At 63.2% G+C, this 19,491-nt stretch carries 22 protein-coding genes; 13 read left to right on the top strand and 9 right to left on the bottom strand.

Annotation, left to right across the window (positions count from 1 at the left end; genetic code table 11):
* Positions 1 to 8 precede the first annotated feature (8 nt).
* On the top strand, positions 9 to 2,597 hold the full coding sequence (locus AC27VQ_RS12635; protein WP_488716518.1) for a sensor domain-containing protein: 2,589 nt from the start codon (positions 9 to 11) through the stop codon (positions 2,595 to 2,597).
* Positions 2,598 to 2,666: 69 nt separating this feature from the next.
* On the opposite strand, the gene AC27VQ_RS12630 is transcribed toward AC27VQ_RS12635, so the two are convergent.
* Entirely contained in the window at positions 2,667 to 2,987 is a 321-nt protein-coding gene (locus AC27VQ_RS12630) for a DUF1476 domain-containing protein (protein WP_488716517.1), read from the bottom strand.
* Positions 2,988 to 3,211: 224 nt separating this feature from the next.
* Here AC27VQ_RS12630 and purC point away from each other — a divergent pair, with 224 nt between their 5' ends.
* The 5 genes from purC to AC27VQ_RS12605 are packed head-to-tail and all read left to right on the top strand — an operon-like array spanning position 3,212 to position 5,649.
* Complete coding sequence (gene purC, locus AC27VQ_RS12625; RefSeq protein WP_313528771.1) at positions 3,212 to 3,976, top strand: phosphoribosylaminoimidazolesuccinocarboxamide synthase; 765 nt, start codon at positions 3,212 to 3,214, stop codon at positions 3,974 to 3,976.
* Between the two features lie 45 nt (positions 3,977 to 4,021).
* Positions 4,022 to 4,264 carry a phosphoribosylformylglycinamidine synthase subunit PurS gene (gene purS / locus AC27VQ_RS12620; protein WP_421593696.1) on the top strand — a complete coding sequence of 81 codons (243 nt, stop codon included), beginning with the start codon at positions 4,022 to 4,024 and terminating at the stop codon, positions 4,262 to 4,264.
* A gap of 19 nt (positions 4,265 to 4,283) precedes the next feature.
* Positions 4,284 to 4,541, top strand: coding sequence for a hypothetical protein (locus tag AC27VQ_RS12615; protein WP_488716516.1), 258 nt, complete (start codon positions 4,284 to 4,286; stop codon positions 4,539 to 4,541).
* Entirely contained in the window at positions 4,538 to 5,209 is a 672-nt protein-coding gene (gene purQ / locus AC27VQ_RS12610) for a phosphoribosylformylglycinamidine synthase subunit PurQ (RefSeq protein WP_488716515.1), read from the top strand. Before AC27VQ_RS12615 ends, purQ begins: the two co-directional genes overlap by 4 nt.
* Positions 5,210 to 5,256: 47 nt before the next feature.
* Positions 5,257 to 5,649 carry a hypothetical protein gene (locus AC27VQ_RS12605; RefSeq protein WP_421593795.1) on the top strand — a complete coding sequence of 131 codons (393 nt, stop codon included), beginning with the start codon at positions 5,257 to 5,259 and terminating at the stop codon, positions 5,647 to 5,649.
* Positions 5,650 to 5,656: 7 nt separating this feature from the next.
* On the opposite strand, the gene AC27VQ_RS12600 is transcribed toward AC27VQ_RS12605, so the two are convergent.
* On the bottom strand, positions 5,657 to 5,872 hold the full coding sequence (locus AC27VQ_RS12600) for a DUF1127 domain-containing protein (RefSeq protein WP_488716514.1): 216 nt from the start codon (positions 5,870 to 5,872) through the stop codon (positions 5,657 to 5,659).
* Between the two features lie 94 nt (positions 5,873 to 5,966).
* Here AC27VQ_RS12600 and AC27VQ_RS12595 point away from each other — a divergent pair, with 94 nt between their 5' ends.
* The 7 genes from AC27VQ_RS12595 (at position 5,967) to AC27VQ_RS12565 (ending at position 12,605) form a co-directional block, all read left to right on the top strand.
* Complete coding sequence (locus tag AC27VQ_RS12595) at positions 5,967 to 7,388, top strand: aminotransferase-like domain-containing protein (RefSeq protein ID WP_488716513.1); 1,422 nt, start codon at positions 5,967 to 5,969, stop codon at positions 7,386 to 7,388.
* Between the two features lie 103 nt (positions 7,389 to 7,491).
* Complete coding sequence (gene purL, locus AC27VQ_RS12590; protein WP_488716512.1) at positions 7,492 to 9,729, top strand: phosphoribosylformylglycinamidine synthase subunit PurL; 2,238 nt, start codon at positions 7,492 to 7,494, stop codon at positions 9,727 to 9,729.
* A 16-nt stretch (positions 9,730 to 9,745) separates the two neighbouring features.
* Positions 9,746 to 9,979 carry a BolA/IbaG family iron-sulfur metabolism protein gene (locus AC27VQ_RS12585; RefSeq protein WP_117366205.1) on the top strand — a complete coding sequence of 78 codons (234 nt, stop codon included), beginning with the start codon at positions 9,746 to 9,748 and terminating at the stop codon, positions 9,977 to 9,979.
* 6 nt (positions 9,980 to 9,985) lie between these two features.
* On the top strand, positions 9,986 to 10,228 hold the full coding sequence (locus AC27VQ_RS12580) for a hypothetical protein (RefSeq protein WP_488716511.1): 243 nt from the start codon (positions 9,986 to 9,988) through the stop codon (positions 10,226 to 10,228).
* Between the two features lie 22 nt (positions 10,229 to 10,250).
* The gene (locus AC27VQ_RS12575; protein WP_488716510.1) at positions 10,251 to 10,787 is read left to right on the top strand and encodes a hypothetical protein; all 537 of its coding nucleotides are present in this window, start codon (positions 10,251 to 10,253) and stop codon (positions 10,785 to 10,787) included.
* A gap of 151 nt (positions 10,788 to 10,938) precedes the next feature.
* Positions 10,939 to 11,274 (top strand): Grx4 family monothiol glutaredoxin, encoded by a 336-nt coding sequence (gene grxD, locus AC27VQ_RS12570; RefSeq protein WP_257948371.1) that lies wholly within the window; start codon positions 10,939 to 10,941, stop codon positions 11,272 to 11,274.
* A gap of 125 nt (positions 11,275 to 11,399) precedes the next feature.
* Positions 11,400 to 12,605 (top strand): multidrug effflux MFS transporter, encoded by a 1,206-nt coding sequence (locus AC27VQ_RS12565; RefSeq protein ID WP_488716659.1) that lies wholly within the window; start codon positions 11,400 to 11,402, stop codon positions 12,603 to 12,605.
* A gap of 71 nt (positions 12,606 to 12,676) precedes the next feature.
* On the opposite strand, the gene AC27VQ_RS12560 is transcribed toward AC27VQ_RS12565, so the two are convergent.
* The 7 genes from AC27VQ_RS12560 to AC27VQ_RS12530 form a co-directional block, all read right to left on the bottom strand.
* Positions 12,677 to 13,495, bottom strand: coding sequence for an inositol monophosphatase family protein (locus AC27VQ_RS12560; protein WP_313528801.1), 819 nt, complete (start codon positions 13,493 to 13,495; stop codon positions 12,677 to 12,679).
* Positions 13,485 to 14,351: a tRNA 2-thiocytidine(32) synthetase TtcA gene (gene ttcA, locus AC27VQ_RS12555; RefSeq protein ID WP_488716509.1), complete on the bottom strand. Its 867-nt coding sequence runs from the start codon at positions 14,349 to 14,351 to the stop codon at positions 13,485 to 13,487. Before ttcA ends, AC27VQ_RS12560 begins: the two co-directional genes overlap by 11 nt.
* 31 nt (positions 14,352 to 14,382) lie before the next feature.
* Entirely contained in the window at positions 14,383 to 15,312 is a 930-nt protein-coding gene (locus AC27VQ_RS12550) for a glutaminase (RefSeq protein WP_313528805.1), read from the bottom strand.
* 73 nt (positions 15,313 to 15,385) lie between these two features.
* Positions 15,386 to 16,003, bottom strand: a complete 618-nt coding sequence (rpsD, locus tag AC27VQ_RS12545; RefSeq protein ID WP_488716508.1) for a 30S ribosomal protein S4 — start codon at positions 16,001 to 16,003, stop codon at positions 15,386 to 15,388.
* A gap of 222 nt (positions 16,004 to 16,225) precedes the next feature.
* Positions 16,226 to 17,737, bottom strand: a complete 1,512-nt coding sequence (locus tag AC27VQ_RS12540; protein ID WP_488716507.1) for a helicase HerA domain-containing protein — start codon at positions 17,735 to 17,737, stop codon at positions 16,226 to 16,228.
* 120 nt (positions 17,738 to 17,857) lie between these two features.
* Positions 17,858 to 18,619: a glutamate racemase gene (gene murI, locus AC27VQ_RS12535; RefSeq protein ID WP_488716658.1), complete on the bottom strand. Its 762-nt coding sequence runs from the start codon at positions 18,617 to 18,619 to the stop codon at positions 17,858 to 17,860.
* Positions 18,620 to 18,635: 16 nt separating this feature from the next.
* Positions 18,636 to 19,472 carry an RNA methyltransferase gene (locus AC27VQ_RS12530; protein WP_488716506.1) on the bottom strand — a complete coding sequence of 279 codons (837 nt, stop codon included), beginning with the start codon at positions 19,470 to 19,472 and terminating at the stop codon, positions 18,636 to 18,638.
* Positions 19,473 to 19,491 lie beyond the last annotated feature (19 nt).

Genomic DNA, 19,491 nt, shown 5'->3' with positions numbered 1-19,491 from the left:
CGCGTTTCATGGCCAAACCACCCGGTTCGACCTCCCTTGCTGTGGAAAAAACGGAACGTGAACCGCTGTATCGTCAGCTTTTCGCGCGGTCCGGCTTCGGCTTCGCGGCACTCGATGCAGAAGGCCGTATCGTCGAGGCGAATGCCACGCTGCTGCGCTCCTTTGCCGTTACCGCGCTCGAAGACCTGCCTCGTTTCGACGCCTGCGTATCCGCCAAGGACCGCTCGATCATCGCCTATGCGATGCGCCCCAAATCAGCCGAACAGGCACCCTGGGAAATCCGCCTCCAAAGGCCTGATGGCACTGAATTCTGGGTTCTCGCCTCCTTCATAGAGCCGCCTGCCCCTCCCGGCGAAGCCACGCCGCCTGCAATGATTGTGCAGACCATCGATATCGACGAACGCAAGCGCAACGCGCTGGAGCTCGCCGAGCGCGAGGCGAGATGGAACCATGCGTTGGAATCCGCCGGGCAAGGCGTCTGGGACCACGATTTCTCCCGCGGCGACCTGTTCTATTCCCGCCAGTGGCGCGCCATCCGCGGCCTGCAGCCGGATGATGCAATCGACAGCTCGCTGGAAAGCTGGATCCAGAGCGTGCATCCCGACGACCGGGCGCATGTCATCGGCGAGATCAAGAAGCAGGAAACCGGCCAGACGCCTTTTAGCGTCTTTTCCTATCGCGAACGGCATAAGGAAGGCCATTGGGTCTGGATCGAAAGCCGCGGCGCCGTCGTGGAATATGGTCCGGACGGCAAGCCGAGCCGCATCGCCGGCACCGATACCGATATTACCGAGCGCAAGGAGGCCGAAGAACGCCTTGCCCAGATGTCGCGCCGCCTCGAACTGGCGCTCGACGTCTCGCGCATCGGTGTCTTCGAGGTCAATCTCAAGACCAGCGAAGTCCAGTGGGACGACCGCATGGTCGAGATATACGGCCTGACGGAAGAGCCTAATGCCACGACCTGGGAACGCGCGCTGCACCCTCTGGATCAGCGCAAGGCTACCACCAAGGTGCAGGACGGGGTCTTCAACGGCAAGGATTTCGCCAACGAATTTCGTATCATCAGAGGTGACGGCGAAATCCGCCACCTGCGCGGCCGTTCCGCGCCCTATGTCGATACGACCGGTGTGCCCCGCCTCATCGGTGCCAACTGGGATGTGACCGACGACGTCAAGCTGCAGGAAGAGCTGACGCGCGCGAAGGAACTGGCAGAGGCCCGCGCGGGCGAACTCGAAAGCGCCAAGGCACGCATCGAATATACCGCCCTGCATGATCACCTGACCGGCCTGCCGAACCGCCGCTATCTCGACGCCACCATCGAGGACGCCGCCAGGCAGGCGCAGCAGACCGGCAGCCGCCTCGCCGTGCTGCATATCGACCTCGACCGCTTCAAGGAAATCAACGACACGCTCGGCCATCTCGCCGGCGACCAGATGTTGATCCATGCCGCAGGAGTTCTCCGCGAACTGAAAGGCGATGGCGACTTCGTCGCGCGTATCGGCGGAGACGAGTTCGTGTTCCTTTCCTCCGGCCCGAACGGACGCAATCTGGCTGTGCTCGCCGAGGCGATCGTCGAGGCGATGCGCAAGCCCGTGACCTTCAACGGCCATATCTGCCGGTTCGGCGCCTCCGTCGGCATTGCCAGCCAGTCGGGTGCGGCGATCGACGCCAAGCAGCTGCTGGTCAATGCCGACCTTGCGCTCTACCGCGCCAAGAACCGCGGCCGCAGCCGGCACGAATTCTTCACCAGCGACTTCCAGGCGCAGATCATCGTCAACAAGCAGACGGCCGACGAAATCCTGTCCGGCATCGAGCAGAGCCGCTTCCTGCCCTATTACCAGCCGCAATTCTGCGCCCGCACGCTCGACATCATCGGCGTCGAGACCTTGGCGCGCTGGGATCACCCGACACGCGGCATCCTGGCACCCGACACCTTCCTGAAGATCGCCGAGGATCTCGATTGCGTCGCCACGATCGACCGGATCGTGCTGGAAAAGTCGCTCGCGGACTTTGCCGAGTGGCAGTCGCTCGGACTGGGTATCGGCAAGATCTCGTCGAATGTCTCCTCCAAGCGCCTGCATGACCCGGAACTGGGGCGCTCGCTGCGCACGCTTGATATCAAGCCGCAATCGCTGTCCTTCGAACTCCTGGAATCCATCTTCCTCGACGATTGCGACCGCACCGTGCTGGAAAACCTCGCGGAGATGCGTAAGCTCGGTATCGATATCGAAATCGACGATTTCGGCACCGGCCATGCGTCCATCGTCAGCCTGATGAAGCTCAGCCCACGCCGGCTGAAGATCGACCGCCAGCTCGTCAAGCCGGTGAGCCGCTCGCCGGGGCAGCGCAAGCTGGTCGGCACGATCGTCGAGATCGGCCGCTCCCTCAACATCGAGGTCGTGGCCGAAGGCGTCGAGACGCCGGCCCATGTTGCCATCATGCGCGATCTCGGCTGCGACATTTTGCAGGGCTATGCCCTTGCCCGGCCCATGCCGGCACAGGCAATTCCCGATTTCGTGCGGCGCGAGGAGTGGCGGCTCGAGGCGGGCAATGTGCGCGACCTGCAGAACGAAGTCCGCCGCGCCGTCAACCGCTGATACACAACGCAACAAAAAAGCCGCCCGGCAGAACCGGACGGCGTTTCAAGCGAATATGATATGGCGCGATTACTTGGCTTCGAGCTGCGAGATCGCAACGGCGAGAAGCTCGATCATCTGAACGCGGATCTCATCTTCGCTGCGGGCAACGCCGCCGGCGTCGAGATCGGCCTTCACCTTGCGCACGACGTCTTCATGGCCGACTTCTTCGAAATCAGCGGCAACGACGTCCTTGGCGTAGGCGTCCGCTTCTTCACCGGTCTTGCCGAGCAGGCCTGCAGCCCACAGGCCGACCAGCTTGTTGCGGCGTGCTTCGGCCCTGAAGCGCAGTTCCTCGTCCAGCGCGAACTTGGCCTCGAAGGCCTTTTCCCGATCCTGCATGCTGGTCATCTATGACTCCCGTAGATTCTTTCACCCTTTAGGCTTCCACGCCCATAAATCAAAACGACGGCAAAAGTGCAATGCGAACTTTCGTCCCCGCTGAAACTTGCCGGAACGCCGGAAAACGGGGGATCGGGCATCGCGGCGATTGTTAAACTGTGGCATTTCGTTTAAGGGAGCGCAAACGAACGACACCTGCGCGAGCCCAAGCGCGCCAACAACAGAGAAAAATCATGAACCGTCGCCGCCGTATTTACGAGGGCAAGGGCAAGATCCTTTATGAGGGCCCTGAGCCGGGCACGCTGATCCAGTTCTTCAAGGATGATGCGACCGCCTTCAACAAGAAGAAGCATGACGTCATCGACGGCAAGGGTGTGCTCAACAACCGGATTTCCGAGTACCTCTTCACGCAGCTGAACAAGATGGGCATTCCGACCCACTTCATCCGCCGCCTGAACATGCGCGAGCAGCTGATCAAGGAAGTCGAGATCATCCCGCTCGAGGTCGTCGTGCGCAACGTCGCCGCCGGCTCGCTCTCCAAGCGCCTCGGCATCGAGGAAGGCACCGTGCTGCCACGCTCGATCATCGAATTCTACTTCAAGGCCGATGCGCTCGAAGACCCGATGGTCTCCGAAGAGCACATTACGGCTTTCGGCTGGGCAAGCCCGCAGGAACTCGACGACATCATGGCGCTCGCCATCCGCGTCAACGACTTCCTGTCCGGTCTCTTCCTCGGCGTCGGCATCCAGCTCGTCGATTTCAAGATCGAATGCGGCCGCCTCTTCGAGGGCGACATGATGCGCATCATCATCGCCGACGAGATCTCGCCCGACAGCTGCCGCCTGTGGGATATAGCCACGCAGGAAAAGATGGACAAGGACCGCTTCCGCCGCGATCTCGGCGGGCTTCTCGAAGCCTATCAGGAAGTCGCCCGCCGCCTCGGCATCATCAACGAGAACGAGCCCCCGCGCGGCACCGGCCCGGTTCTGGTCAAGTAATCGGCGCCTGCCCGGCGCTTGGGATTTTGGTTTGAAGAGGAAGACATGATCAAGGCACGCGTAACGGTCACGCTCAAGAACGGCGTTCTCGACCCGCAGGGCAAGGCCATCGAAGGCGCGCTCGGCAGCCTCGGTTTCGACGGCGTTAGCGGCATCCGCCAGGGCAAGGTGTTCGATCTCGAACTCGCCACCGCCGACCGCGCCAAGGCCGAAGCCGACCTCAAGGCCATGTGCGAGAAGCTGCTGGCCAACACGGTAATCGAGAACTATACTATCGCCCTCGCCTGACGGTTGAGGGAGATAGACAATGGCAGATGTCACGAACGAACTGCTGAACGAGGTGCTGAAAAGCATCCATGCCCGAATGGACAAATTGGACATAGGGCTTTCCGATCTTCGCAGTGAGATGATCACGACGCGAGGAGCGATCGTTACAGTTCAGCAGGATGTTCACCACATCTATTCGCGCCTGGCCAACATGGACCAGCGTCTCGACCATATCGAAAAACGCCTCGAGGTGCGTGAACTCGCCGAGGCCCAGGCAAGGTTTGAACCACACCCATGAAGTCCGCCGTCGTCCAGCTCCCCGGCCTCAACCGTGACCGCGACATGATCGCGGCGCTGACCAAGATTTCCGGCACCGCGCCGGTCACCGTCTGGCAGACGGAAACGGACCTGCCGGATGTCGACCTCATCGTCATCCCCGGTGGCTTCTCCTATGGTGATTACCTGCGCTGCGGCGCCATTGCCGCCCGCATGCCCGTCATGCAGGCGATCAAGGCGAAGGCCGAAGCCGGCGTGAAGGTTCTGGGCGTGTGCAATGGCTTCCAGATCCTGCTCGAAGCGGGCCTGCTGCCGGGTGCCTTGATGCGCAATGCCTCGCTGAAATTCGTCTGCCGCGAAGTGAAGCTCGAAGTGGCGAATGCCGATACGGACTTCACCCGCGCCTATGACAAGGGCCAGATCATCCGCTGCCCCGTCGCCCACCATGACGGCAACTTCTTCGCCGATGCTGAGACGCTGGCTACGATCGAAGGCAACGGCCAGGTCGTTTTCCGTTACGCAGAAGGCACGAACCCGAACGGCTCGATCAACGACATTGCCGGCGTGATGAATGCCAAGGGCAATGTGCTTGGCCTGATGCCGCACCCGGAAAACCTCATCGAGGCCGCCCATGGCGGTTCGGATGGCCGCGCGCTCTTCGCGTCGGTGCTCGACGTAATCGCTGCTTAACCCGCTGTTGTTATCAAGGGCGCATGTCCATACCCGAAAGGCTTTACATGCGCCCTCGTCTCTCCGCCAAGCTCCTCCTGCCGCTCGTTGCCGCCGCGGCTCTGGCCGCTTGCCAGACGAAGACGCCGCCGCCGAAGGTGGGTGGTGCTGCACTGCCGACCATGGAACGCGTGGCGCTCGGCGCCAACAGCTGCTGGTTCAAATCGGGTGATCCAGCCTTCAAGGCCTATCGCCTCGCGCCGGAGCTGAACTCCTTCTCCGGCCGGCCGCGCATTCTCGTCGTGCACCGCAACTCGCCGGAATCGCGCCCGCTGCTCGTCGTGCAGGCGGAGGGCAGCCCGGCCAAGCTCGACGCCTTCGGCCCCCTGATGGCCGAACCAGTCGGCGCGCGCATCGCGACCGACGTCCAGCGCTGGGCGGCAGGCGGCAAGGGCTGCTGATCAGCCCTCAATCCCAATAGAACGATTTGCCGATTTCGCGCCGCGCGTCGCTGCGGGTGACGCCGATATCGCGCAACTGCTCTTCCGTCATCTCGACAAGCGCGTGGCGCGTGCGGCGCTTGACCCACCATGCCCGCACGCCGAGCGATGAGCGATAGAGCAATCCGCGAATGGAAGCGGGGCGCTTAAATTCGCCCTCGATGAAGATTGTATCAATTGCCATGGAACTTTCTCCTGACATGCCACTGGGAGCGTGACAATCGGTGCATTCAGGAGATAATTGACTTCAAGAACGGTGCAATATAAGAATTGCCACCATGACAAATTGGCTTCCCAATCTTCAGGCCTCCGACGGCCCGCTCTATGTTCGCATCGCCGACCAGATCGAGCAGGCCATCAACACGGGCATGCTCGCCTCCGGCAGCAAATTGCCCCCGCAACGCAACCTCGCCTACGATATCGGTGTGACGATCGGCACGGTCAGCCGCGCCTACAGCATGGTACGCGAGCGCGGGCTCGTCAGTGGCGAGGTCGGGCGCGGAACCTATGTCCTGGGCTCTCCCGACAATGACGATGCGGCCACGGGCATCGACCCGGTGAGTGCCCGTCTCGTCGGCACCCGCGCCGCCAATGCACCGCCCGGCAAGCTGCGCTTCGATACGACGGCGGCCACGGATGTGGGACAATCGGCCATTGTCACCGATATCCTCTCAGCCATCTGCCGCGAGCAGCCGAACGAGATTTCAAGCTATACCCGGAATTTCCCGTCGCACTGGCTTGAGGCCGGCCGCCAATGGCTGAAGCGCGGTGACTGGCAGCCGGCGCAGGAAAGCATCGTCCCGACGCTCGGGGCGCATGCCGCCGTCATTGCCGCCGTGTCGGTCATCACATCGCCGGGAGACCGCATCGTCTTCGAGCATGTCACCTATTCGCAGGTCAGCCGTGGCACCGCCCTGCTCGGCCGGCAGACCGCACTGGTCGATTCGGATGCTTACGGCGTCATCCCCGAGGATTTCGAGCGGGTCTGCGTGCAGCAGCATCCCAAGCTCGCCTTCCTGATGTCCGGCGCCCAGAACCCGACACTCGTCACCATGCCGGAAGAGCGCCGCCGGGCTATTGCCGCCATCGCCAAGCGGCACAATGTCTTCCTCGTGGAGGACAATCTCTATGGGGCGACGGCCAATGACGACATTCCGCTGCTGGCCGAAATCGCGCCCGAGCGCACCTTCCTCGTCGGCGGCCTGTCGAAGAGTGTCGCGGCCGGCGTGCGAGGCGGCTGGATCGCCTGCCCGCCGCATCTGGCGCAGCGCGTGCGCATCGCCCACAAGATGGTGAGCGGCGGCCTGCCCTTCCTGCTCGCCGAGCTTGCCGCCCGCCTCGTCCTGTCAGGCATGGCCGATGCCATCCGCGCAAAAGTCTCCGAAGAGGTCGGCATCCGCGAGGCGCATGCGCGCAAAATCTTCGAGGGGCTCGATTTCAACTCGCATCCGCGCGTGCCGTTCCTCTGGCTGAAGCTGCCGGATCCCTGGCTGTCGGGTACGTTCCGGCAAGCGGCCTTCGCCGAAGACATCCTCATCGACGACGAGGACGAGTTCAAAGCCGGGCGCTCGGAAAAGACCTTTCATCGCGTGCGCATCGGCCTCTCCTCGCCGGCAGACCGCGAAGAGGTCGCCGGCGGCCTGATGCGGCTGCGCCGGCTCTTGGAAAACGCACCGACGGGCTATGACAGCCCGGCCTGAAAGCCGCGTTCTCTTGTGTTTGAGGGTCATTTTCCTGTCGCGCGACAAGTCGGCTTGGGTTAAAGAGACGGCAATCCTGCCCTCCACGACAAGACGAGCGACGATGACCATTTCGAACACCCGCCCGATCACCCCGGAGCTGATTGCCGCCCACGGGCTGAAGCCGGATGAATACGACCGCATCCTCTCGCTGATCGGCCGCGAGCCGACCTTCACCGAACTCGGCATCTTTTCGGCCATGTGGAACGAGCACTGCTCCTACAAGTCTTCCAAGCGCTGGCTGCGCACGCTACCGACCAAGGGGCCGCGCGTCATCCAGGGTCCGGGCGAAAATGCCGGCGTGGTCGATATCGATGACGGCGACTGCGTCGTCTTCAAGATGGAGAGCCACAACCACCCCTCCTATATCGAGCCCTACCAGGGTGCCGCGACCGGCGTCGGCGGCATCCTGCGCGACGTCTTCACCATGGGTGCCCGCCCGGTCGCGGCAATGAACGCGCTGCGCTTCGGTGAACCGAGCCATCCGAAGACCCGCCACCTCGTCTCGGGCGTCGTTGCTGGTGTCGGTGGCTACGGCAATTCCTTCGGCGTGCCGACCGTCGGCGGCGAGGTCGAGTTTGACCCGCGCTACAACGGCAACATTCTCGTCAACGCCTTTGCCGCCGGCCTGGCCAAGTCCAACGCCATCTTCCTATCGGAAGCCAAGGGCGTCGGCCTGCCGGTCGTCTATCTCGGCGCCAAGACCGGCCGTGACGGCGTCGGCGGCGCGACCATGGCATCGGCCGAATTCGACGAATCCATCGAGGAGAAGCGCCCCACCGTACAGGTCGGCGACCCCTTCACCGAAAAGTGCCTGCTGGAAGCCTGCCTCGAGCTGATGCAGACCGGCGCCGTCATCGCCATCCAGGACATGGGTGCTGCCGGCCTCACCTGCTCGGCCGTCGAAATGGGCGCCAAGGGCGACCTCGGCATCGAACTGAACCTCGATCTCGTGCCTGTCCGCGAAGAACAGATGACGGCTTACGAGATGATGCTGTCGGAGAGCCAGGAGCGCATGCTCATGGTTCTCGAGCCCGCCAAGGAAGAAGTCGCCAAGGCGATCTTCATCAAGTGGGGTCTCGCCTTCGCCATCGTCGGCACCACGACGGATGACCTGCGCTTCCGCATCCTGCATCAGGGCGAGGAAGTCGCGAACCTGCCGATCAAGGAACTGGGTGACGAAGCCCCGGAATACGATCGCCCCTGGCGCGAGCCGGGCAAGCCCGCACCGTTGCCGGCCAATCTGGTGGAAGAGCCCGCCAATTATGGCGAGGCCGTGCTGAAGCTTGTCGGTTCGCCGAACCAGTCGAGCCGCCGCTGGGTCTATGAGCAGTATGATACGTTGATCCAGGGCAATTCCCTGCAGATCCCCGGCGGCGATGCCGGCGTCGTGCGCGTCGAAGGCCATGCCTCCAAGGCGCTCGCCTTTTCCTCCGACGTCACCCCGCGTTATGTCGAGGCCGATCCGTTCGAAGGCGGCAAGCAGGCCGTCGCCGAATGCTGGCGCAATATCACGGCGACCGGTGCCGAGCCGCTCGCCTCCACCGACAACCTGAACTTCGGCAACCCGGAAAAGCCCGAGATCATGGGCCAGTTCGTCAAGGCCATCCAGGGCATTGGCGAAGCCTGCCGCGCGCTCGATTTCCCGATCGTTTCCGGCAATGTCTCGCTCTACAACGAGACGAACGGCATCGCGATCCTGCCGACACCGACCATTGCCGGCGTCGGCCTGCTGCCCGACTGGTCCGTCATGGCCAAGATCGGCGGCGCCAAGGATGGCGACCACCTGATCCTCATCGGCACCGACGGCAGCCATCTCGGGCAGTCCGTCTATTTGCGCGACGTCGTCGGCAAGATCGACGGCCCTGCTCCGGAAGTCGACCTGCATGCCGAACGCCGCAACGGCGATTTCGTGCGCTCGGCCATCCGCAACGGCCAGGTCACCGCCTGCCACGACATTTCCTCGGGCGGCCTCGCCATCGCACTCGCCGAAATGGTCATGGCCTCCGGCAAGGGCGCCAAGATCGACCTTTCCGAGGCGCACGGTCCGGCGCATGCGCTGCTCTTCGGTGAAGACCAGGCCCGCTATGTGCTCACGGTTCCGGCCGATCTCGCCAACTTCGTCTCAGCCAATGCGGAAGGTGCGGGCATTCCGTTCCGCCGCCTCGGCACGGTCGTCGGCGATGCACTGGCCGTGGATGGGCTGTTCTCGCTGCCGATTGAGCAATTGCGCAGCACCCATGAATCGTGGTTCCCTGATTTCATGGATGGCAACGGCAACGCCGCTGCCGCCGCAGAATAAATAAGGGAGCAGTTTCATGGCCATGTCACCCGGCGATATCGAAGACCTCATCAAATCCGGCATTCCCGGAGCGAAGGTGGTCATCCGCGATCTTGCTGGCGACGGTGACCATTATGCAGCCGAGGTCGTCGCGGAAGCCTTCCGCGGCAAGACCCGCGTGCAGCAGCACCAGATGGTTTACGACGCCTTGAAGGGCAATATGGGCGGCGTTCTGCACGCCCTTGCCCTCCAGACTTCCATTCCGGACTGATCCGTCATGGCGGGCCTTCTCGATGAACTCGTTTCCGGCGTGGTCAATGCAGCCTTGAAAGAGGTGTTGAAGAAGACCGGCGTGCGCAAGACCGCGACCACCAAGCGCACGCGCCGCAGGACGACAACGCGCAAGAAGGCCTCCGGCGGCATCCTCGGCGATATTCTTGAGGCCGCGCTGAAGCCGGCCCGCAAACAGACGAGCCGCCGACGTACGGCGGCCAGTCGCTCCCGCCAGCGCAGCCGCTGATCCAGCGGCCTCGGATCCCGCGATGCGTCTCGCCATCCTGTCGCTTGGCATCTCCCTTGTTGCTTTGCCCGCGGCAGCGCAGGAGGTCGAGTGCCATTCCAGCGACAGCTACCGCGTCGCCGTGAAAGCCTATGGCGAAGAGCCGGGCGCGCAGATCGCCGTGACGGCCATCGAGCCGGGCACGACGTCGGCTTGCCGTTTTGACCCGGATGAAGCGGACGACATCATCGGTGAACCCGGCGATCCCCTGTGGTTCTATGCGCTGGAAGGCAACATCCTCGTGCTGAGCCGCTCGACAGGCCCGCAGGGCGATGTCGTCGTGCACGATCTGGACGAGGGTACGGTGCTGCTCGATGCGCCCTCCGATGCCTTCGAGGTTCGCGACGGCCAGCTCGTCTTCTGGGAGCGCACGGTCGAGGGGACGCCCGACACCTGCCCCGGCTTCGCGGAGTTTCAGGCAAACGGTTTCGGCACGGTCATCACAGTCGAAAAGACCTTGGATTTTGCCGATGGCAGCGTGACGGCCACCGGCGCGAGCCGCTGCGACGGCACCCAATAGGCGCGGCAACGGCGCAACACCCAGGATTTGCTAAGGCAACCCCGCTTACTTTTTCCTGAGGGCCTTCTGGCATTTGTCACCCGAGGTTGTTATTTAGGGCGCATGGTTCATCGCATCGGCCCTTGAAGCCGATTTGCTAGGGAATACGACTATGAGCGGCATCCACGATTTCATCGCCAACGAAGTGAAGACCAACGACGTCGTCCTGTTCCTCAAGGGCACGCCGGAATTTCCGCAGTGTGGCTTCTCCGGTCAGGTCGTGCAGATCCTTGATTACGTGGGTGTGGACTACAAGGGCATCAACGTGCTCGCCGATGCCGACATCCGCCAGGGTATCAAGGATTATTCCAACTGGCCGACCATCCCGCAGCTTTACGTCAAGGGTGAGTTCATCGGCGGTTGCGACATCGTGCGTGAAATGTTCCAGTCGGGCGAGCTGCAGTCTCACCTTCAGGAACAGGGTATTTCGATCAAGGGCGCTGCCTGACGCTTCACGGTCTTCCGGCCGGCAAGCTTTTCAAAGGCGCCGCACCCCAGCGGCGCCTTATCTCTTTTATGGAATGAATTGATATGTCTGGACTTTCCCCCGAATCTTCCCAGCGCCTCAAAGGCATGGGCAAGATAGAATTCATTGCGCTCATGGCGTTCCTGATGGCGCTCAATGCGCTCGCCATCGACATCATGCTGCCCGGCCTCCAGCAGATCGGCGCCAGCCTCGGCGTCGAAAACGAGAACCACCGGCAATATGTCATCTCGGCCTATCTGATCGGCTTCGCCTTCGCGCAGCTGCTCTACGGCCCGATCTCCGACCGCTTCGGCCGGCGCGTGCCGATGTTCGTCGGCCTCGGCATCTATGTCGTCTCATCGATCGCGGCGATCTTCGTGCCGAGCTTTGCCGCCCTGCTTGCCGTCCGCTTCATTCAGGGCATCGGCTCGGCGGCCATGCGCGTCATCACCGTCTCGATCGTCCGCGACATTTTTGGCGGGCGCGCTATGGCGGAGGTCATGTCGCTGATCATGATGGTCTTCATGGTAATCCCCGTCATGGCGCCAAGCATCGGCCAGGTCGTCATGCTGTTCGGCAACTGGCATTTGATCTTCGCCTTCATGGCCGTCGTCGCGATGATCGTCTGGGCCTGGATGTACATCCGCCTGCCGGAAACGCTGCATGAGGACGACGTGCGTCCCTTTACGGTGCGCTCCATCCTCGGCGGCTTCCGCATCGTTCTGACGGACCGCGTGGCGCTGTGCTACACGCTGGCAAGCACCTTCATCTTCGGCGCGCTGTTCGGGTTCATCAACTCCGCGCAGCAGATCTATGTCGGCATCTACGGCCTCGGCGTCTGGTTCCCCGTTGCTTTCGCTGCCGTCGCCGCCTTCATGGCGCTGTCGTCCTTCGTCAACGCCAAGCTGGTCGGCCGGTTCGGCATGCGCAAGCTGTCGCATGGCGCCCTCGTGGGCTTCCTGACGGTCAATACGCTGTGGCTGGCGCTGACGCTGGCGTGGCCCGGCCATGTGCCGTTCCCGGTCTTCATCGTGCTCTTCGCGCTCGCGATGTTCCAGTTCGGCTGGATCGGTTCGAACTTCAACTCGCTCGCCATGGAGCCGCTCGGCCACGTCGCCGGCACGGCCTCCTCGGTGCTCGGCTTCATGGGCACGGCCGGCGGCACGGTGATCGGCGCGATCATCGGCCAGTCTTTCAACGGCACAGCGCTACCGCTGGTCACGGGCTTCTTCTCGCTCTCGATCATCGGCCTGATCTTCGTTTTGATCGCCGAGCGCGGAAAGCTGTTCCAGGCGCACAACAAGCCGGTCTGAGCAGACCGGCAGACACGAAAAAGGCCCGGTTGCCATTGGCAACCGGGCCTTTTCATTTGGCGCTTACCGTATCAGTCGACGAAGACTTCGCGGCGCAGCAGGTCCCAGGTGTCCTTGTCCGGCGCCACCAGCAGGCCGCCTTCCGTGTGGTGCGGCTGGTAGGCAGAGCCATCGAAGCGGGCGGCGTAAGCACCGGCCTCCTGGGCGATCAGCGTGCCGGCCAGGTGATCCCAGGGCATCAGCTTATTGTACATGAGGTAATGCAGGTGGCCGCCCGCGAAGGTGCGGTATTCGTGCGCGGCGCAACGGTAGTTCGAAACGAAAGCCACCTTGGCGAGGTTCGACAGGATACGCGCGCGACGGTCGCGATCCAGGAAGCTGGTGGAGGCCATGCCGGTCAGGTCTTCGAGCGCCGCGCCGCCGCGAGCCTTCAGCCGCACGGCCGGGCGGTGATCGCCGGTCTGCCAGGCGCCGCTTCCCTTTTCGGCCATGACGAAATCATCGCCCATCGGGTCATAGATGATGCCGCCGACGGTCTCGCCGCCGGAAACGATCGCCGCCATGACGCCGAAGAGCGGCACACCGGCCGCGAAATTGAACGTGCCGTCGATCGGATCGACGACGATGGCGGTTTCGGCATCGCCGAGTTTCGACAGGAGCGCCGGATCGGCCGCGACCGATTCCTCGCCGACGAACAGCACGCCCGGAAACTGCGCGGCCACCTCCCGTTTGATGAAGCGTTCGGCCGCTTCGTCGGCGACCGTCACAAGATCGTTCGCGTCGGCCTTGGTGTGGACGTCGCCTTTCGCGAGCGCGCGGAAGCGCGGGCGGATTTCCGTCTCGGCCGCCTGTGCAAGCACGAGCGCCAGGGCATTGATGTCAATCGTCATTGCTTCTTACCGTTTCGAGGGAGGAGAAATCGAAAAGCTTGGGATCGAGGAGATGCGAGGGATTGGTGTGGCCGAGCGCACGCAGCATGGCGTCCTTGCGGCCGGGCATGCGCGTTTCGATATCCGCCAGCATCGCCTTCATCGCGTTGCGCTGAAGGCCGTCCTGCGAGCCGCAGAGGTCGCAGGGAATGATCGGGAACTGCATGGCGGTCGCAAATTTCGCCAGATCGTCCTCAGCCGCATAGGCGAGCGGACGTAAAACCATGAGGTCGCCCTCGTCGTTCAAAAGTTTTGGCGGCATGGCGGCAAGCCGCCCGCCGTGGAAGAAATTCATGAAGAAGGTTTCGAGAATATCCTCGCGATGATGCCCGAGCACCAGTGCATCGCAGCCCTCCTCCCGGGCGACACGATAGAGATTGCCGCGGCGCAGCCGCGAGCAGAGCGAGCAATAGGTCGCCCCCGACGGCACCTTCTCCTTCACGATGGAATAGGTGTCGCGGTATTCGATGCGGTGTTTGACGCCGATCGATTTCAGATATTCGGGCAATATGTGCTTGGGAAAATTCGGCTGGCCCTGGTCGAGATTGCAGGCGATCAGCTCGACCGGCAGCAGGCCGCGCCATTGCAGGTCCATCAGCAGCGCCAGCAGCCCATAACTGTCCTTGCCGCCGGAGAGGCCGACGAGCCAGCGCTTCTGGCCCTTCAGCATGGCAAAATCGTCCATCGCCTGGCGGACCTGCCGCAGCAGGCGCTTGCGCAGCTTGTTGAACGACACGCTCGACGGCGCATCGGCAAAGAGCGGATGACGGCCGGTTTCTGGGGTGTCGTCGTCGGTTTCGGCGAAAGCGAGGGTCATGGGCCTGCAATGCCCCGAACCGGCGGCACAATCAAGCCCCGAAGACCGACCAGCCGGTGCGCGCCGCCAGCATTTCCAGCGCCAGCGAGCCGATGAGCGAATTGCCGTTGTCGTTGAGGCCGGGCGACCAGACAGCGACGGACGCCTTTCCCGGCGCCACAGCGAGAATCCCGCCGCCGACACCGCTCTTGCCTGGCAGGCCGACGCGATAGGCGAAATCGCCCGAGCCGTCATAGTGGCCGCAAGTCAGCATCAAGGCGTTGATGCGCCGCGCCCGCAGATGCGAGACGACGCGGTGGCCCGTCAGCGGGTTCGTGCCGCTGTTGGCGAGGAACAGGCCTGCCTTGGCAAGCTGCCGGCAGCTCATGGCGAGCGCACATTGGTGAAAGTAGACGCCGAGCACCAGTTCAGCCGCATGATCGAGCTTGCCGAAAGAACGCATGAAATTGGCGAGAGCGAAATTGCGGAACCCCGTCGCCTGCTCGGAGCGCGCCACCGACTGGTCGATGATGATGTCCTCTTCATCCGCCAGATAGCGCAGGAAGCGCACGACCTCGCCGATCGCCTCCTTGGGCGTGTGGCCGGCCAGCACTAGATCGGTGATGGCGATGGCGCCGGCATTGATGAAGGGATTGCGCGGAATGCCGCCTTCCTGCTCCAACTGGACGATGGAATTAAAGGCTGAGCCGGAGGGCTCGCGGCCGACACGCTTCCAGATCGATTCGCCGTGTTTGCCGAGCGCCAGCGTCAGCGTGAAGACCTTGGAAATGCTCTGGATGGAGAACGGCTCCTCGGCATCGCCGACGAGATGCACGTCGCCATCGACCGTCACAACGGCCATGCCGAATTTGTGGGGATCCACGTGGGCAAGCTGGGGAATGTAGTTCGCCACCTTGCCCTCGCCGCGCCGCGGCGACAGCGTGGCGTGGATGTCCTCAATGATGGCCTGCAGATCCGTCATGCGATTTTCCCCAAAGAAAAAGCCGCCAATTTCTTGGCGGCTTTTCCAGATTGCGCAAGGTGTCGACCGCGAATTAACGCGAGTAGAATTCGACGACCAGGTGCGGTTCCATGACGACGGCGTAGGGCACGTCGGAGAGAACCGGGATGCGAACGAAGGTCGCAACCATCTTGTTGTGATCGGCTTCGATGTAGTCCGGAACGTCGCGTTCAGCGAGGCCAACGGATTCGAGAACCGTGACGAGCTGCTTGGACTTTTCCTTGACTTCGATGACGTCGCCCGGCTTGCAACGGTAGGAACCGATGTTGACGCGAACGCCGTTGACCTTGACGTGGCCGTGGTTGACGAACTGACGGGCAGCGAAGACCGTCGGAACGAACTTGGCGCGGTAGACGATCGCGTCCAGACGCGATTCGAGCAGGCCGATCAGGTTTTCCGGGGTGTCGCCCTTGCGGCGTTCGGCTTCAGCGAAGATCGCGCGGAACTGCTTCTCGCGGATATCGCCATAGTAGCCCTTCAGCTTCTGCTTGGCGCGGAGCTGAACACCGAAGTCCGAAAGCTTGGACTTGCGGCGCTGGCCGTGCTGGCCCGGGCCGTATTCGCGGCGGTTGACCGGGGACTTCGGACGGCCCCAGATGTTTTCGCCCATACGGCGGTCGATTTTGTACTTGGATGCAGCGCGCTTGCTCATCGCATTTCCTCTTGGTCTTGTTATCGCCAATCCGTCGCCGGACCGGCTGAAGGAAACACGCCCTCCTCTGAACCTTCTTAGGTTCCGACAGGCTTCTCACGATCGCGACCGGAGAATCCACGGGACATGTCAAATGAAACACCGGACATTTCTGCCCGGCGTTGGCGGGGTCATTAGGCGAGTTTTACAAAACTGTCAACGAACAAAGCCCGGAAAATCCGCCTATTCCGCCGCATCGCGGTGGGAATCGGCAAGGTCCGGCCCGTTGGCGTCGCCCGGCAGCGTCTCGCAGCCGAGATCCGGGAAGGCGACGATGCGGTGGCCGGCAAGATCGCTGTGCACGACGACCAGTCCCTGCTCCTCGAAATAGCCGAGCAGACGGCGCGCCCGGCGGGCGGAGTGCGTGCCGTAGGCGCGGGCGATTCGCGCATCCGAAGGGCAGGCAAGCCCGCGCACTGCCGTCTGGGCCACGAGCAGGAAGACGCCCTGCAAGTCCTCGGTGACGCTGCGGGACAAATCGAGCGCCCTGCCCCAGATCTCCGTCGCCGCCGTCTCGGCATCGACGCCGGAGCGCGCCACCGCCATCTTGCGGCGGAAAGCCGGCAGCGAGAGCGGCGCGCCAGGCACGCGGCGGATACGGCAGCGCACGAGGAAGTCCTGGAACAGTTCCGCATCGGCGCGGAAGGCCGCTTCAGGGTTGCTGAGGATTTCGGCAAGCGCCTGATCGAGCAGGCCTTCGCGCTCCTCGGCGGAAATTTCCGGCGCGGGCGCTTTGGTTTCCGTCTGGACCGGCTCCGGCCGCACGCGGGAAAGCTCGGCAAGAATATCCGTCGTCGGGCGTGGTGCGGGCGGTGCACGACGCACGAGTGGACGGGAAAACTCGTCCGGATCGGGCGTGAAGATCAGGTCTTCTACATCCTGCGGCGCATCCGGCAGCGGCATCAGCTTGGGGCTGGTCGAGCGCGCCGAGGTTTCCACCGCCCCGATCGTCACCGGCAGCGGGCGGCGCGACAATGCCGGGCCGAGCGCCACGAAGGAACCACGCGGCAGGTCGCGGAACATCTCCGCCTGCCGGCGATCGAGGCCGAGCAAATCGGCGGCACGCGCCATGTCGATATCGAGAAAGGTGCGGCCCATCAGGAAGTTCGAGGCTTCGGCCGCGACGTTCTTGGCAAGCTTGGCGAGGCGCTGCGTGGCAATGACGCCGGCAAGGCCGCGTTTACGGCCACGGCACATCAGGTTCGTCATAGCGCCAAGCGAGAGTTTTCGCGCCTCTTCGGAGACTTCGCCGCTGACGGCAGGTGCGAAGAGCTGGGCTTCGTCGACCACGACGAGTACCGGATACCAGTAGTCCCGGTCCGCATCGAACATGGCGTTGAGAAAGATGCCGGCGGCGCGCATCTGCTCGTCGGCCTCGAGGCCTTCGAGCGAGAGCACGCAGGAGACGCGGTGCTGGCGGATACGGGTCGCGATGCCGACAAGCTCGGCTTCCGTGCGCTGGCCATCGACCACGACATGGCCGAAGCGATCGGACAGCGTGACGAAGTCGCCCTCGGGGTCGATGATGACCTGCTGCACCCAGGGTGCCGACTGTTCGAGCAGGCGGCGCAGAAGATGCGACTTGCCCGAGCCCGAATTGCCCTGCACCAGCAGGCGCGTTGCCAAGAGTTCCTCGATATCGAGCTTGGCCGGTGCGCCGCCCTGCACCGTTCCCATGTCGATGCCGACCTTCATCCCGTTCCTCGTTCCTGAAATATGCGATTCGCCCGGCCGCCACCGGACATCCGGCAAGCCCTAACACGAAACGGACCGCCGTCACGCGCAGCTTTTGAAAAACCCACAGGGAAAGCCGCGTCAAACGACGCGCAGACCAAAACCCTGCATCAGCCTTCGCGTCGAAAAGTCCGGCTTGCCGGAGGTGAAGACGGCGATGTCTTCGCCCGGCGCCAGCGTTTCCAGCGGCGGCACGAGGCGGCGGGCCTGACGGGCGATGGCTTCGGCGGGGTCGAGCCAGTCGACGGGCCACGGGGCGAGCTTGCGGAAGAGGTTCGCGACGAAGGGATAATGGGTGCAGGCGAGAACCACGATATCGGTCTTGCGGCCCATCTCGTCGACGAAACACGGAATGATTTCGGCACGCACGGCCTCGTCAGACAGTGTTTCGCCGCGGATATAGGCTTCGGCCATGCGGGCGAGGTTTTCCGAGCCGACAAGGCGCACGTCACATTGCGTGGCGAAGGACTGGATGAGATCGCGGGTATAGGCGCGCTTCACCGTGCCGGGGGTGGCGAGCACCGAGACGAGGCCGGAGCGGGTGCGCTCGGCAGCGGGCTTGATGGCCGGGACCGTGCCGACGAATTGCATATTCGGGAATGCGGCGCGCAGATCGCTGCCGACGAGCGTGAAGGCCGTGTTGCAGGCGATCACGCAGATTTCCGGGTCGTGCTCGTTCAGGAGTTTTACGAAGAGTTCGATGATATGCGTCTTCAGCGCCGGCTCTTCCCAGCCGCCATAGGGAAAGCCGGCATCGTCGGCCACGTAGGTGAAATGCCGCTCCGGCATCAGCACGCGGGCCTCGCGCAGCACGGTGAGGCCACCGATGCCGCTGTCGAACATGAGGATAGGCTTGGCGCTATTCGTCGAGGTCACGGGGCTCTTTCGGCCGGCGGTTGCGAGTGCGGTTCGGGTTGGTCGCGCCACGCGGCGATTCCCGCGTAAAACGATCGAGGCAGGAAATGATGCCGCGCAAGACCTGGATCTCCGTGCCGGTGAAGGAGGGGCGCGTGAGGATGGCGCGCAGATTCTCCACCAGTTTTGGCTTTTTTTCGGCAGGCCGGAAATAACCGCGCGCATCGAGCGTCTCTTCGACATGGTCGAAGAGGCCCTGCAACTCTTCCTTCTTGGCCGGGCGTTGCGGCAGCGCGTCGAAGGGCGTGTCCTCGACGGAGGTCAGGCCGCTCTTCATCCATTCGTAGCTCATCAGGAGCACGGCCTGAGCGAGGTTCAGCGAGGCGAAGGCGGGATTGACCGGGAAGGTCACCAACTCGTCGGCCAGCGCGATCTCCTCATTGGTCAGGCCCGTGCGTTCGCGACCGAAGAGGATCCCGGTCTTTTCGCCCGCCCGGAAACGCACGCGCAGATCGTCCGCAGCCACGACCGGCGAGCGGACTTCCTTATAGCCGTAGCGGTCGCGCGCCGTCGTCGCATAGACGAATTCGAGATCGGCGACGGCCTCCTCCAGCGAGGCATAGACCTTCGCCGCCTCGATGACGTGATCGGCCTTGCTGGCGGCGGAGATCGCCTTCTCGCTCGGCCAGCCGTCGCGCGGGTTGACGAGGCGCAGTTCGGCCAAGCCGAAATTCGCCATGGCACGGGCGACCATGCCGATATTTTCACCGAGTTGCGGATGAACGAGGATGATCGCCGGTCCTTCGGCGATCATCGTGCGTTCGCTGTTCGTGCCTGCCATGCCAAGTCTTCCCTAGAAA

Source organism: Shinella sp. 20P9.1.1, from assembly GCF_057798995.1.
The sequence above is the reverse complement of the archived record's forward strand: the minus strand, read 5'-3'. Positions and strand labels throughout refer to the sequence as shown.

Bases quoted from the DNA above. Each gene is read 5' to 3' on its own strand.
- murI (WP_488716658.1), bottom strand. From the start codon at position 18,619: ATGTTCGACAGCGGCATCGGTGGCCTCACCGTGCTGCGCGAGGCCCGC.
- purS (WP_421593696.1), top strand. From the start codon at position 4,022: ATGATCAAGGCACGCGTAACGGTCACGCTCAAGAACGGCGTTCTCGAC.
- ttcA (WP_488716509.1), bottom strand. From the start codon at position 14,351: ATGACCCTCGCTTTCGCCGAAACCGACGACGACACCCCAGAAACCGGC.
- rpsD (WP_488716508.1), bottom strand. From the start codon at position 16,003: ATGAGCAAGCGCGCTGCATCCAAGTACAAAATCGACCGCCGTATGGGC.
- purQ (WP_488716515.1), top strand. From the start codon at position 4,538: ATGAAGTCCGCCGTCGTCCAGCTCCCCGGCCTCAACCGTGACCGCGAC.
- AC27VQ_RS12540 (WP_488716507.1), bottom strand. From the start codon at position 17,737: ATGAAGGTCGGCATCGACATGGGAACGGTGCAGGGCGGCGCACCGGCC.
- AC27VQ_RS12530 (WP_488716506.1), bottom strand. From the start codon at position 19,472: ATGGCAGGCACGAACAGCGAACGCACGATGATCGCCGAAGGACCGGCG.
- AC27VQ_RS12550 (WP_313528805.1), bottom strand. From the start codon at position 15,312: ATGACGGATCTGCAGGCCATCATTGAGGACATCCACGCCACGCTGTCG.
- AC27VQ_RS12615 (WP_488716516.1), top strand. From the start codon at position 4,284: ATGGCAGATGTCACGAACGAACTGCTGAACGAGGTGCTGAAAAGCATC.
- AC27VQ_RS12635 (WP_488716518.1), top strand. From the start codon at position 9: ATGGCCAAACCACCCGGTTCGACCTCCCTTGCTGTGGAAAAAACGGAA.
- purL (WP_488716512.1), top strand. From the start codon at position 7,492: ATGACCATTTCGAACACCCGCCCGATCACCCCGGAGCTGATTGCCGCC.
- AC27VQ_RS12575 (WP_488716510.1), top strand. From the start codon at position 10,251: ATGCGTCTCGCCATCCTGTCGCTTGGCATCTCCCTTGTTGCTTTGCCC.
- purC (WP_313528771.1), top strand. From the start codon at position 3,212: ATGAACCGTCGCCGCCGTATTTACGAGGGCAAGGGCAAGATCCTTTAT.
- AC27VQ_RS12565 (WP_488716659.1), top strand. From the start codon at position 11,400: ATGGGCAAGATAGAATTCATTGCGCTCATGGCGTTCCTGATGGCGCTC.
- AC27VQ_RS12585 (WP_117366205.1), top strand. From the start codon at position 9,746: ATGGCCATGTCACCCGGCGATATCGAAGACCTCATCAAATCCGGCATT.
- AC27VQ_RS12580 (WP_488716511.1), top strand. From the start codon at position 9,986: ATGGCGGGCCTTCTCGATGAACTCGTTTCCGGCGTGGTCAATGCAGCC.
- AC27VQ_RS12595 (WP_488716513.1), top strand. From the start codon at position 5,967: ATGACAAATTGGCTTCCCAATCTTCAGGCCTCCGACGGCCCGCTCTAT.
- AC27VQ_RS12560 (WP_313528801.1), bottom strand. From the start codon at position 13,495: ATGACGATTGACATCAATGCCCTGGCGCTCGTGCTTGCACAGGCGGCC.
- AC27VQ_RS12630 (WP_488716517.1), bottom strand. From the start codon at position 2,987: ATGACCAGCATGCAGGATCGGGAAAAGGCCTTCGAGGCCAAGTTCGCG.
- grxD (WP_257948371.1), top strand. From the start codon at position 10,939: ATGAGCGGCATCCACGATTTCATCGCCAACGAAGTGAAGACCAACGAC.
- AC27VQ_RS12600 (WP_488716514.1), bottom strand. From the start codon at position 5,872: ATGGCAATTGATACAATCTTCATCGAGGGCGAATTTAAGCGCCCCGCT.
- AC27VQ_RS12605 (WP_421593795.1), top strand. From the start codon at position 5,257: ATGCGCCCTCGTCTCTCCGCCAAGCTCCTCCTGCCGCTCGTTGCCGCC.